This window comes from Hyphomicrobium sp. (assembly GCF_035548195.1).
In the GTDB taxonomy this organism is placed as follows: Bacteria; Pseudomonadota; Alphaproteobacteria; order Rhizobiales; family Hyphomicrobiaceae; genus Hyphomicrobium_B.
In genome coordinates this window covers 157,296-170,196 of sequence record NZ_DASZTY010000007.1, presented here as the reverse complement: position 1 = coordinate 170,196, position 12,901 = coordinate 157,296, and the positions used below count along the sequence as shown (strand labels likewise).

The following is a 12,901-nucleotide window of genomic DNA, read 5'->3' as shown; positions in this document are numbered from 1 at the left end:
CAACGCTGTCGTTCCGAGTTGCGCGAGAGGTGCTTGGCTCGCACGTGCAGCGGCCTATATTGGCATCATGCCGCTGTGGACCGATCCACGCCCGACTGTTTTGCTGACCGGCTTCGGACCGTTTCCGGGCGTCCCCAAAAATGTCTCGGGATCGCTCGTCAAATGGCTTGCTTTCCGAGCGCGCGTTGCGCTGCCTCACGTCCGGTTTGTCGCTGCCATCCTGCCGACGGAATGGATGCGTGCTCCGCGCGAACTTACGGCGCTTTATGACCGGCACGATCCTGTGCTGGCGTTGCACTTTGGCGTCGCGTCCGATATGCGCGGCTTTCGCATCGAGACCGAAGCGCGGAATGTTTGCCGCCCGTCGCCCGATGCTGCCGGCGCTCTACCACCGCTGGCGTTGATCTCTGAAGCGGACGCATTGAGCATTCCTGTCACGATCGACGCGAAATTCATTGCTCAGCATCTTAGTAGCCGAGGCTACTACGCCACACTGTCGGACGATGCAGGTGGCTATCTCTGCAATGCCATTCTTTATCGTTCGCTCGTCGAAGCGCGCCAACGCCGCCAACGGTGCAAAGTTGGTTTCATCCATATTTCCGCAGATGCGGCGTTGCTCGACGTGCTGGACTACGCAACCTCCGGTGCCTTTGAAATCCTAAAATTATCGCTCGAAATGCCGCGCCGCGCAGCGGCTTTAACCTCGGTTTAATGTCTCGCGCGCTGGCTCGATGCTTGCTTCTCAATCGAAGCAAACGTGGGAGCAAGTTGCATGCACGTCGATCGCCGATCTCTTATTGGCGCGGGTTTCGGCCTCGGGGCCGCCGCAACAGCCGCGCGCGCAGATACACCCATTGGCCGAACGATCAAAAGGCCCAACACGGCTGATTTTTCGCAGGAGCTTCGAGCCGACGATATCCGTGATCAGACGGTGGCACTGCAAGCGGCGATCGACGCAGCAGCGGAAAAAGGCGTCCCGCTTCTCCTGCCGCCGGGCAAATTCATCGTCAGCGATCTGCGTCTTCGCGCCGGAACATGTTTGCTCGGCGTGGGCGGGACGACAACACTTGTCTTCGCAGGAGGCGCCGCTTTCATAACGGCGGACAAGGTCGACGATCTTCTCCTCGATGGCTTGACGCTCGACGGCGCTTACAAAGCTTTCGATGCGGCGCGCGGCGACGGACTTTTGACGCTCTCGAATTCGAAGAACGTGCAGCTTTCCGGTCTTGCGATCCACAACAGCATTGGAACGGGTCTTTCGCTTGTTGAATGCGGCGGGCGCGTCGAAGGCATCGCAATTACCCACGTTCTAGACGCCGGACTGAAAAGCCTGGATTCTCTTGGGTTGGACATTAGAGACAACCACGTCACGGAATGCGGAAACAACGGCATCCTCGTCTGGCGCTCGAAAACAGGAGAAGACGGCAGTGTCGTCTCCGGCAACCGTATTTCAAAGATTCGCAATGCGGCGGGAGGAACGGGCCAGTACGGCAACGGCATCAACGTGTTTCGCGCAGGCAGCGTGCTTGTTTCCAACAATCGCATTTCAGATTGCGCCTATACAGCGGTGCGCGGCAATGCATCGTCGAATATTCAGATCGTCGGCAATAGCTGCGAGCGTCTCGGTGAAGTTGCGCTCTATGCGGAATTCGGATTTCAGGGTGCGCTTATCGCTAATAACGTGGTCGACACCGCTGCGAGCGGTATTTCCGTTACGAATTTCAACGACGGCGGACGGTTGGCGGTCGTTCAGGGCAATCTCATCCGCAATCTCTTCCGGCGCGAGCAGGAGCCGGAGGACAAGCGTGGCGAAGGCATCGGCGTCGAGGCGGACGCAATCGTCACCGGCAACACGATCGAGAATGCGCCGACGGTCGGCATCCAGATCGGCTGGGGCACGTACATGCGCGACGTGGCCGTGACGAGCAACGTCATTCGCAACGCGCGCGTCGGCATTTCAGTTACGAACGCGGCGGACGCGGGCAAATGCCTGATCTCAAACAATCTGATTTCGGCGGCGAAAGACGGCGCAATCCGACAAATGACGCTCGGCGTGATGACCGGGGCCGATCTCGCTCGTGCGCCGAGCGCGAGCGACCGCATCATTGTCACGGGCAATGTCTCGGTCTGAACCGGTCGCCGCGCTTTTCAGAATATTGAGAGATTTTCTGAGGAGCGCCGCGGCCCGGCCAAGGGGAAGACGGGGGGAGTCGGGACTTGGCCGGGCGGCAGCACATCTGGTGCGCACGGGGGGAAGTGACACCAGCTTGACGACTTATTTAAACCGAAGAAGATGAACTCATTCTGAACGTGATGTTAAATTGTCGCAACGTTTGCATTATGCTGACGGCGATTCTTTCTAATTCGCTATTTCCCCTCGGTATTTGAAGCACATCGCGCGAGTCGCGCATCGAATCATATTAGCGTCGGCAATTCGATGACTTGCGCATAGGACTTCACGATGCCGGCCTTCGCCGCGCCGCTTTCTCTGCCCTTTGCACCTTCTGCCGACGATGGACTGTCTCTCGCGCGCGCTAAGCTAGAGGATGTTTTCGGCTACAAGGGCTTTCGGCCGCTGCAAGGCGACATCATTGCGACATTGCTGCGCGGCGATGATTGCCTGGCATTGATGCCGACCGGCGGCGGCAAGTCGCTGTGCTATCAAATTCCATCGCTTGTTCGCGCCGGAACGGGAATTGTCGTCTCGCCGCTTATCGCTTTGATGCAGGATCAAGTGGACGCATTACGCGATCTCGGCGTGAAGGCAGCGTTTCTGAATTCGACACAAGATCGCGATACGCAAAACGCTATCGAACGCGAGTTCGCAGCGGGCGCCCTCGATTTGCTTTACGTTGCTCCAGAACGGTTAGTGCAAGAACGTACCCTCGGATTATTCGAGCGCCAGGATATTGCGCTTTTCGCCATCGACGAAGCGCATTGCGTCTCGCAGTGGGGGCATGATTTCCGGCCAGAGTATCGCCAGCTCAAGGTTCTGGCGCAGCGCTTCCCGCGCGTGCCGCGTATCGCCTTGACCGCGACGGCCGACGAGCGCACGCGGCAGGACATCGTTTCCGAGCTTTCGCTCGAAAATGCCGCGAGCTTCATCGCGAGCTTCGATCGGCCGAATATTCGCTACACCATTGCAGAGCTTGGCAGCGCCAGCGCCCGCGAACGGCTTTGGCAATTCATCGAGACGGAGCATCCGGGCGACGCCGGGATCGTCTACTGCTTGTCGCGCAAGTCGGTGGAAGAGACTGCCGCCTGGTTATGCTCGAAAGGGCGAAAGGCTTTGGCTTATCATGCGGGCCTCGAAGCCTCCTTGCGAGCGGCAGCACAGACGAAGTTCCTCACAGAAGAAGGTCTGATCATCGTCGCGACGATCGCGTTTGGCATGGGCATCGACAAACCGGATGTGCGCTTCGTGGCACATCTCAATCTGCCGAAGTCGATCGAGTCTTATTATCAAGAGACGGGACGGGCGGGCCGCGACGGTGAAGCGGCGAACGCGTGGCTCGCATATGGGCTGCAGGACATTGTGCAGCTTCGGCAATGGATCGGACAATCGGACGGTTCGGAAGCCTTTAAAATGGTGCAGCGTCAGAAGTTAGACGCGCTTATCGGACTTGCGGAAATGCCGGGCTGCCGTCGCCAAGCGCTGCTCGCCTATTTCGGTGAGATGCGCACGGAGCCCTGCGGAAATTGCGACAACTGCTTGAACCCGCCGCATACAGAGGACGGAACGGTGCTCGCGCAGAAAGCCTTGTCGGCCGTCTACCGCACCGGCCAGCGCTTTGGTGTGACGTATCTTGCTGATGTGTTGATCGGGAAGGCGGATGAGCGCGTGCTTCGCAATGCGCACGACAAGCTTTCTGTCTTCGGCATCGGCAAGGACGTACCGGTGACGACATGGAAGGGACTCTTTCGACAACTGACGGCGCAAGGCTACTTGACGGGCGATGACGAGGGCATGGGCTCGCTTATTCTGACAGACCGCGCGCGCCCGCTTCTGAGAGGCGAAGAACGCTTTCTGATGCGTGTGACGCGAACGGTCGGCAAATCCTCAAAGAAGCGCTCGACATCGCTGATGTCGAAAGTCGCCCGCGAAAATCAGCCGCTGTTCGATGCCCTCAAGGCGCTCCGATCGAAGTTGGCGTCGGCTGCGAAGCTGCCACCCTACGTCGTGGCGCAGGACCGCACGTTGATCGAGCTTGCCGAGAAGAAACCCGCAACGGAAAACGCCTTACACGACATCATGGGTCTCGGCGCCAGCAAGATTGCCCGGTACGGCGCATCATTCCTCGATCTCATCTCACAATTCAAAAAACACCCTGCGCTTAACAACCGTCTATCGGCAAGCGTGAATGCAACGCTTGCGGCGCATCTCAAGGGGCTCGACGCCGAGCAGATCGCCTCCGAGCGCGGGCTTGAGGCTTCTACGATTTACGGCCATCTCGCAGAAGCCATCGAGGCTGGGCTGATCTCAGCAGACGACGCGGTGCGCCTCGATCGGGCAGAGCGCGACGAAATCGAGGCGGCGTTCGATCGCTGCGAAACGCGCGATACCGGGAAACTTGGCCCGGCGTTCGCGGCGCTCGACGGCCGGTACGATTATGGGATTCTCAAGTGCCTGCTCGCGGACGCCGGCTGACGCTGAGGACGCGAGCGCTATTTGCTATTTGCCGGCTGCGGCACGGACTTTGCCAAATTCGCAGCTATCTGATCGCAAACGGATTGCAGCGCGGGGCTCCATGCCGCCACCTTCGAGGCAAACAGGTTCGCCTGCGATCTCAGAATAACACCGTCGTTGAGCACGCGTAGACCATTGGCGCGTAGGGTCTCGCCGCTCGTCGTAATATCGACGATCAATTCTGCGGTTCCTGCGGCCGGTGCGCCTTCGGTCGCTCCGGCGCTCTCAATGATGCGATAATCGCCGAAGCCTTTCGACGCGAAGAAGCGGCGGGTAAGATTCATGTATTTCGTCGCGACCCGTGGCCAACGGCCGTGCAGACGGCGAAACGGCATCGCGATTTCCTCGAGATCGGCAACAGTCGCGACGTCGATCCAACAATCGGGCACTGCTACAACAACATCGGCGAAGCCAAAGCCGAGCTTGTGCACGAATCCGATGCGCGTGTCGGCATCAGAGATGTTCTCGCGGATCAAGTCTTCGCCCGTGATGCCGAGGTGAATGCTGCCCGCTTTCAGAGCTTCCGCAATTTCCGATGACGAGACGTAGGCGACATCTACGTCCGGCAGCCCGTCAATTTCACCACGGTAGCCGCGTGCGTGTCCGACCTTGCGCACGACGAGACCTGTCCGAGCGAACATCTCTGTCGTTTGCTCCATCAAACGACCCTTTGAGGGAATCGCCAACGTCAGCTTGCTCACGACGATGCTCCCAGAGTTGCGGTCATCAGACGCTCGGTGTGAATGGCGGCGCCCACGGCCGGAACGTCGACGCTCGCACCAGCGGCGCGCATCAGGCCGTCGTAACGGCCGCCCGTCGCGATCGGGCTCTGCGGGCCCAGCGATTTTGCGCGCACCTCGAATACCAAGCCGGTGTAGTAGGCCATCGTGCGCCCGAATTCGGCGGCGAATGTCACGCGATCGAGGTCTATGCCCGCATTGGCCAGAAGCGCGATGCGGCGGTCATAGCTTTCGAGAGCCGCCGCCGATCCTGACGGTGCGCCGTTGATCAACTCGGCGATCTTGGCGCCAGCCGTGCGCGCGGGCGCCGTTATGCCGACATACCGGCCGATCAAGTCTGCCGCTGTCGAATCGAGCGGCTTTTCCTCGCGTCCCTCGGCAACGCCGATCAGATGCTCGGTGATATCCGAAAGTGTTCGCGTTCCGATCAGTTCGATCGCGTTTTCTTCGAGATAGGCGCCAATCGCTGCTTCGCTGGCGGCGAGATCGGAGCGCTTCAACGAAGACAGCAGAGTATCGGGGACCCGAAGACGCGTCGCATCGGTGTCGGACGCAAACGCCTTCAGAGAGTCACGAAAGGCCAGCGGCCGCAGAAATGCATCGTCAAGGCGCTTCTTCCATAGCGGCGAGAGTCCCGCCACATCGAGAATGCTCGAAAAGAGGCCGAGATCGCCGAGGCGCAGAGACCAATCCTTGAGCCCGGTTTTCTCGATAGCGCGGACGACCGTCGCGACGACTTCCGCCTCGGCGGCTTCTCGCTCGGTATCGCCGTAGCGCTCGATCCCCGCCTGATGAAACTCGCGCGGATGCGCGGCGTCGGCACCTTGCGGCTGAAAGCGGAAGGCTGCGCCGCTGTAGCAATAGCGCGCCGGCGTCCTAGGGTCCGCGTGACGCGCGAGGTGCAGACGGCACGTCGGAACCGTCAGATCGGGGCGCAGGCAAAGCTCGGCGCCGTCAAGATCCGTGAAGACATAGGTGCGCGCGCGCAAGCTTTCGCCGATGACGTCGAGGAAGACGTCGGCCGGTTGAAGGATCGTCGGTGCAACCGCCTCATAGCTGGCCTTGGTGAAGACCGACATGAGGGTTTGCGTCTGCTTTTCGAGCGCCCCGAAATCTCGCGTCGTTTCCGTGGTCATCGTCTAGCTCTCACTCGCCGATGGCCGGTCGTTGTATGGAGAGCGGCAAAGATCGCGGGCATCACACATGTGCGTTTCCCCCAGCCTGCCCCGCGGAGGAGGAAGGGCATAGATCGGAGAACCCTGGCTTTTTCTGAGAACTTCGCAGCCGGCATCGCAATCAATCCTGGTGCCGCGCGATGAGTTTTTTGACTTCGTCGACGAGATTTTTTTCGGATACGGAGAATTGCGCCGGGCGCGATTCCTTCCATTCCTTGTTGTCCTTGATCGCGGCGGCGGCTTTTGCGCCTTCGATCAAATCCTTGATCGTGACCTCGCCTTTGTCGCGCTCGTCGGACCCTTGGATGATAGCGCACGGTGCGTTGCGCTTGTCGGCGTATTTCATCTGCGCCTTCATGCCGGACGAACCGAGATACATCTCGGCGCGAATGCCGGCGTTGCGCAGGTCCTGCGTGATCTTCTGATAGCGGGCGACCTCGCCCTTATCCATGACGAGAACGACGACCGGGCCAAGCGCCTGGTTTTTCTTTTCGCCGATGAGAGACAGCGCCGCTTGCAGACGCGAGACGCCAATCGAGAAGCCGGTCGCGGGAACTTTGTCGCCGGTGAAGCGCGCGACGAGATCGTCGTAACGGCCGCCGCCGCCGACGGAACCGAAGCGCACAGGTTTGCCGTCGTCGCCCTTCACTTCGAACGTCAGTTCGGCTTCGAAGACCGGGCCGGTGTAATATTCGAGACCTCGGACTACGGTTTGGTCGATGCGGATGCGATCGTCATCATAGCCGGCAGAGCGGCAAAGCGTTTGGATTTGAAAAAGCTCTTCGACGCCCGTGCCAAACATCGCGTTCGAGCTTTTTTGAGCGTTTTCGAACAACGGCTTTTCGAGGAAGGCAATAACTTCCATCGCCTGTGCCGGTGTTAGCTCGGCCCCTTTTGTGAAATCGCCGCTCTCATCCTTGCGACCTTTGCCGAGAAGGTCCGAGACGCCCTGTAGGCCGAGGCGGTCGAGCTTGTCGACCGCCCGCAGAACCACCAGGCGTTTTGCACTATCGGAAACGTCGAGCCCTATACTTTCAAGCAAGCCGTCGAGTAGCTTTCGATTGCTGACCTTGATGACATAGTCGCCGCGTTTGACGCCCAGCGCTTCCAGCGTATCGGCGGCGAGCATGCACATCTCGGCGTCGGCGGCGACGCTTTCGGCTGCGACGGTATCGGCGTCGAACTGCATGAACTGACGGAAGCGGCCGGGGCCAGGCTTCTCATTGCGGTAGACGTTGCCGAACGCATAGCGCCGGAACGGCTTCGGCAGCGTCTGGAAATTCTGCGCGACATAGCGGGCGAGCGGCGCCGTCAGATCATAGCGCAGGCTCATCCACTGCTCGTCCTCGTCCTGGAACGAGAAGACGCCCGCGTTCGGACGATCCTGGTCGGGCAGGAATTTGCCGAGCGCGTCGGTGTACTCGATGGCTGGTGTCTCAAGCGCCTGAAAGCCGTAGCGCTCATAGACATCGCGAATTTTCGCGACCATCTCATTAAGGCCATGCAGTTCGGCGGCCTCGATGTCGCGAAAGCCTTTGGCGAGCCGCGCCACCGGTGCGGTTTGCGCCTGCGGCGCCGGACGCGCGCTGGTTTTGTCTTTGGACATGATGGCTATGGAGACCGTGAATGTAAAAGTTGCCGTAGCATCTTGATGCCCGGCTGGCGAGCCCGCCTTATATCGGATCGAGCGGAGCCGCGAAAGCCGGGTCTAAACCACGGCCTTACCGCGCAAAATGCGGCTTGAAGTGCTGGGAGGCAGAGCGTGTGTGACGGGTTCTGCGCAACCATCCCTTGAGCCGGTGAAACATGGCGCGCGGAACGACGGTGAGATCGCGGGCGACGATCAGGTCGTAAAGCGGCACGTGCTCGACGCCGAAGCTGCGAATGAAGGGATCGTCGCCGACACCCAGGTCGAAGCGGCGAACACCACGTTCAACGAAATGTTTCATTGCCTCGATAATGATGAGGCGGCCTGGCGACAGGTATCCCCACTCCCTGCGATCTGTCGACATGCGTAAGAGCGTGAATGTGCCATCGTGGACGATTCCGAACAGCGTGGCTACGATTTCTCCGCCAGCTTCCAGCGCGAAAAGCGACGCCAGACCTGCGTCCGAACCATCGAAGGCGAGGCGCTCATGGAAGGCACGATGCGCCGGTTCATCGAAAATGGATTCCCCATGGTGCGAATCGCGCTGCGCGGCCTGTTGTTCTTCCAAAATGGAATAAACGCGCGCAATTTCTTCAGGCATCGTGGCCCGGTAAAAGCGAGGCGATGGTTCTTTTTCCCAGAGGCGGTAGGAGCGTTCCACGTCTCTGCGATATTTCTTTCCGCGCGCGGCTAAGTATGCCTCGATGGTTTCTGGGACCGTCAATATGCTGTTCGGATGGCGCGAGAGTGTAATACCGCGCCGCGTCAGCAGCGGATTGAGCCGGCCACCGATTTCGACAGGCATGTGCTTGAGCCGGATCAAGTCGACGTCAGGCATTACATGGAGAATGGCTCGCCAAGCGCGCCGGATCGAGCGACGTTTCTCAAGCGGAACCTTACCTAGGATCGGGGCGCTATAACCGGCGACGCCGAAATCGGCGAAGCGGGCGACATTCAGCTTGCGTTCCTTTTGGATGATCAGTGGGAGGGCCAATGCGACCTCGCCGCTGTTTCTTTCCGTCACGACGACAAGGCGCGGCATCGCGTGATGCGACGAAGCCAGTTCCTCGTAAAGAACTGTCAGGTAATCGAGAGTCTGGAACCCCGTTGAAACGAGGTTGCCTTGGATTGCATCGAGCGCGGCGAGAGCTTCATCGGCGCCGTCGAATGTTTCAGCTATGAAACGCGGGCCGCGCGAATACGACTGCTCAGACCCACTTTCAGCGCCTGCAGCTGCAGCTGCTGCGCCGCTCGTCATATAAACCGTCGCCATACGCGTTACACTTCAAGGCGATAGTGATTTCGTCGTTCCCTCTGCTCATAGTGCCGCCGCCCGTGGATAATCGCATCTGAGCATTTAGGATCAAGCCTGAATCGATGGTGCGCCCGGCTTTTTGCTCCGTCGCGCAATCCGGCGCTCGACTGCAACGGCCGGTCGAGGGGGGACCGTCATCCGATGTTGCAGTGCTTCTAGATCGGCTCAGCCCGGCCCGCTGATAAGCGCGGCTGCAAACATAAAGAAGACCGTTTCATAAACTTGCTCGACGGCGCCGAGGACGTCGCCCGTGTAGCCGCCAATCTTTTTCCTCGCGAGCGCCGCCACAAGCGCCGCTGCCACAAATGCAAAAAGGGTTGCGATCGCGAATGTTTGTAGGTGTAGAACGATCAGGCCCGGCGTTAACCCTAATATGGCCGCCAGGGCGACCTCCCCCATCGTCAGCTCCGATCTCTTGTGGCTGATCTTTGTGTTTATGCCTGCGTGTGGAAGCATCGACATTGCCATTACCGCAGCGAGGCGTGCGCCCGCGTGACCGGCAATCAGAACCGAGGCAGCGGAGACCGGGTCCACGGCGACAAGTGCAGCGCCCTTCAACGCGAGCACGACGATCAGCCCCAAGGCGCCGTAGGTCCCGATGCGGCTGTCCTTCATGATTTCGAGGCGGCGCTCGCGCGTCTTGCCGCCGCCGAATGCATCGACCGTATCGGCGAGGCCATCTTCGTGCATGGCACCGCTTAGGCCGATCGCGACGGCGAGGCCGATGACCGTCGGCAAAGGTTCCGGAAAGAAGATCGCGGAAGCGACGAGTACTGTCCCCGCGATGAGCCCGATGACTGCGCCGATAAACGGCATGTATTTCGCTGATCGCGCCAGCCAATCCGGCGGCCAGTCATCAATGGAGCCAGCGGGCACTTGCGTCAGAAACTGTAGCGCAATTCGGAAGAGCCGCAATTCACGCGCGATCATACCGGGTGCTCGCCGGGTAGATCGGCCATCTCGCGCAACATCAACTCGGCAGCGCGGACGATCGGGATTGCAAGCGCGGCCCCGGTTCCCTCTCCAAGCCGCATATCGAGCGCCAGGAGCGGTTCTGCATTGAGATGCGCCAACACGGCTTTGTGCCCCGGCTCAGTCGATTGGTGCGCAAAGACGCAGCAGTCTCGCGTCGCTGAATTCAATGCTATTGCGGCAAGTGCAGCAACCGTCGAGATGAAGCCATCGACGACCACCATGCGACCGGTGTCTGCTGAGGCCGCCATTGCGCCGGCCATCATTGCAATCTCAAATCCACCGAACTGGCGGAGAGCTTCGAGGGCGCGGCCGTGAGGGTCGCTCGTTGCGATGGGTGCGCGGTCTAGCGCATCGTGCAGAATCTTGCGCTTATGATCGAGACCGCGTGCAGGCGCTCCCGCTCCAGGACCAACAAGAGCTGCCAAGTCGATGCCCGTCAGTATGTGCGCAATGAGCGCGGCGGCACTGGTATTTCCGATGCCGATCTCGCCGTAACCCACGATGCCGACGCCCTCGTCATTAAGCCGAGCTGCAATGGCGCGCCCAGCCTCAAGCGCAACCGTGCATTCGTCGGGCGTCATCGCCGGTTCTTGCAGCGAATTCCTGGTTCCGGCTGCGACGCGCCGCTCAATTAGCAGATCGTGCGGCGGCAAGGGTTCGATCATTCCGGCGTCGATAAGCTCAACCGTCGTTCCCGCTGCCTGGGCGAGAACATTGATTCCGGCGGTGCCAGCGAGGACGAACTTCGCGATTTCGCGTGTTACGACGGACGGGTAGGCTGTAACGCCCTCCGCGGTGATACCGTGATCGCCTGCGAAGACGAGGATTTTTGCCAGGCCGAGGTTCGGAGCAAGCGAGCCGGTGACGAGGCCGATTTGCAAGGCAAGATCTTCAAGCCGCCCGAGCGAGCCAATCGGCTTGGCCTTACCGCGAATACGGGAGCGAAGCTCATTTTCAAGGGCGGCACGCGATCCCGCCTTTTCTCCGATGCCGCTCATACGCCGATGTAGTCCTCGACATTGTGCTTCGGCTGCGGCACGTCAGTCGAATATCTTTCCAAGTTTTCAAGTCCGGGTGGCACCGGCCCGCCGTGCGCCCAATCGAGCAACTCGATCGTGTGCACGACCGGAACATCGAGCGCCAACTGAAGCTGCTGAATGCAACCGATGTTTCCGGCGGCGACGATGTCAGGCCGCAACGATTTGATGTTCGCGGCCTTTCGATCTCTCAAGGCTGTGGCGATCTCGGGCTGGAGAATATTGTAGACGCCCGCAGAGCCGCAGCAGAGATGGCTCTCCGGAATGTCCAGCACTGTAAACCCTGCTTTTTTTAAAAGCGATTTTGGCTGCGCCGTCACGCGCTGCCCATGTTGTAACGAGCATGCGGCATGGTAGGCGACCTTGAGGCTCGACCATCTTTTCGGCGCGCCGAAGTCGTGGCCGTCGAGAAATTCGGTGACGTCCTTGGCCATGGCGGCGATGTCCTTGGCGCGCTTTGCGTACTCGGTTTCGTGACGCAGAAGATGGCCGTAGTCCTTGACTGTGGTGCCGCATCCAGACGTGTTGATGATCACGGCATCGACGCCGCCCTTGGCGATCTCCTTGCTCCACGCTGCGACGTTGGCACGTGCGAATTTTACGGCTTCTTCCTCCCGGCCGATATGCTGACTCAAGGCGCCGCAACAGCCGGCGCCAGCCGAGACGACGACATCAATACCGCCGCGCGCAAAGAGCCGGATCGTCGCGTCGTTGATCTGGGGCCGCAGGACTTGCTGCGCACAGCCTGCGAGAAGGATGACGCGTCCGGTGCGTACGCCTTTGGGCGACGCCGTTCCGGGCCCGCGAAAGCGTCCCGATCCTGGTAAGTTGGCGGGCGCGAGATCGACCATTGCCGCCAGCTCAGGCATCTTGAGCGAGCGAAAGACACGCGATAGGCGGCGGCCGAGCGGTGCAGCGCCTATCGCCCAACGAAAGCGTTTTGGGTAGGGCACGATCTCAGCTAACGCACGCCGTATGAAGCGATCCTTGAGGCTGCGATTTCCTGTCTTCTCGATATGTCCGCGCGCAATCTCGACCAGATGCATGTAATCGACGCCTGATGGGCAGGTCGTCATGCAAGAGAGGCACGTTAGACAACGGTCGATGTGCTTGGAAACCTCGGGCTTTGCGTCGATGCCCTTTTCGAGCATGTCCTTGATAGCGTAGATGCGCCCGCGCGGACTATCGCGCTCGTCGCCCAGCACGACGTAAGTCGGACAGGTTGCGGTGCAGAAGCCGCAATGCACACAGCGCCGCAGAATGCGATCGGCGTGCGCAATCTCCGAGTTTTCGAGCTGTGCTTTCGAGAAGCTGGTCTGCATCG

General features: G+C 60.1%; 10 protein-coding genes. 3 read left to right on the top strand and 7 right to left on the bottom strand.

Annotated elements, in window-relative coordinates; genetic code table 11:
- The first annotated feature begins 67 nt into the window (after positions 1 to 67).
- The 3 genes from VHB22_RS01975 (at position 68) to recQ (ending at position 4,648) form a co-directional block, all read left to right on the top strand.
- Positions 68 to 712, top strand: a complete 645-nt coding sequence (locus VHB22_RS01975; protein ID WP_325455270.1) for a pyroglutamyl-peptidase I — start codon at positions 68 to 70, stop codon at positions 710 to 712.
- Positions 713 to 772: 60 nt separating this feature from the next.
- On the top strand, positions 773 to 2,131 hold the full coding sequence (locus tag VHB22_RS01970) for a TIGR03808 family TAT-translocated repetitive protein (RefSeq protein WP_325455269.1): 1,359 nt from the start codon (positions 773 to 775) through the stop codon (positions 2,129 to 2,131).
- Between the two features lie 330 nt (positions 2,132 to 2,461).
- The gene (recQ, locus tag VHB22_RS01965; RefSeq protein WP_325455268.1) at positions 2,462 to 4,648 is read left to right on the top strand and encodes a DNA helicase RecQ; all 2,187 of its coding nucleotides are present in this window, start codon (positions 2,462 to 2,464) and stop codon (positions 4,646 to 4,648) included.
- 17 nt (positions 4,649 to 4,665) lie between these two features.
- Here recQ and hisG read toward each other — a convergent pair whose 3' ends face one another.
- The 7 genes from hisG to glcF all read right to left on the bottom strand — a co-directional run bounded on the left by hisG (position 4,666) and on the right by glcF (position 12,899).
- Positions 4,666 to 5,388, bottom strand: a complete 723-nt coding sequence (hisG, locus tag VHB22_RS01960) for an ATP phosphoribosyltransferase (protein WP_325455267.1) — start codon at positions 5,386 to 5,388, stop codon at positions 4,666 to 4,668.
- Complete coding sequence (locus VHB22_RS01955) at positions 5,385 to 6,563, bottom strand: ATP phosphoribosyltransferase regulatory subunit (RefSeq protein ID WP_325455266.1); 1,179 nt, start codon at positions 6,561 to 6,563, stop codon at positions 5,385 to 5,387. Before VHB22_RS01955 ends, hisG begins: the two co-directional genes overlap by 4 nt.
- A gap of 160 nt (positions 6,564 to 6,723) precedes the next feature.
- Complete coding sequence (hisS, locus tag VHB22_RS01950; protein ID WP_325455265.1) at positions 6,724 to 8,208, bottom strand: histidine--tRNA ligase; 1,485 nt, start codon at positions 8,206 to 8,208, stop codon at positions 6,724 to 6,726.
- A gap of 115 nt (positions 8,209 to 8,323) precedes the next feature.
- The gene (locus VHB22_RS01945; protein ID WP_325455264.1) at positions 8,324 to 9,523 is read right to left on the bottom strand and encodes a GNAT family N-acetyltransferase; all 1,200 of its coding nucleotides are present in this window, start codon (positions 9,521 to 9,523) and stop codon (positions 8,324 to 8,326) included.
- A 207-nt stretch (positions 9,524 to 9,730) separates the two neighbouring features.
- A complete protein-coding gene (gene cobS, locus VHB22_RS01940) occupies positions 9,731 to 10,495 on the bottom strand; it encodes an adenosylcobinamide-GDP ribazoletransferase (RefSeq protein WP_325455263.1) in 765 nt (254 codons plus the stop codon).
- Complete coding sequence (gene cobT, locus VHB22_RS01935) at positions 10,492 to 11,538, bottom strand: nicotinate-nucleotide--dimethylbenzimidazole phosphoribosyltransferase (protein WP_325455262.1); 1,047 nt, start codon at positions 11,536 to 11,538, stop codon at positions 10,492 to 10,494. The genes cobS and cobT overlap by 4 nt, the downstream gene beginning before the upstream one ends.
- Entirely contained in the window at positions 11,535 to 12,899 is a 1,365-nt protein-coding gene (gene glcF, locus VHB22_RS01930) for a glycolate oxidase subunit GlcF (protein ID WP_325455261.1), read from the bottom strand. The genes cobT and glcF overlap by 4 nt, the downstream gene beginning before the upstream one ends.
- Between the last annotated feature and the right edge of the window lie 2 nt (positions 12,900 to 12,901).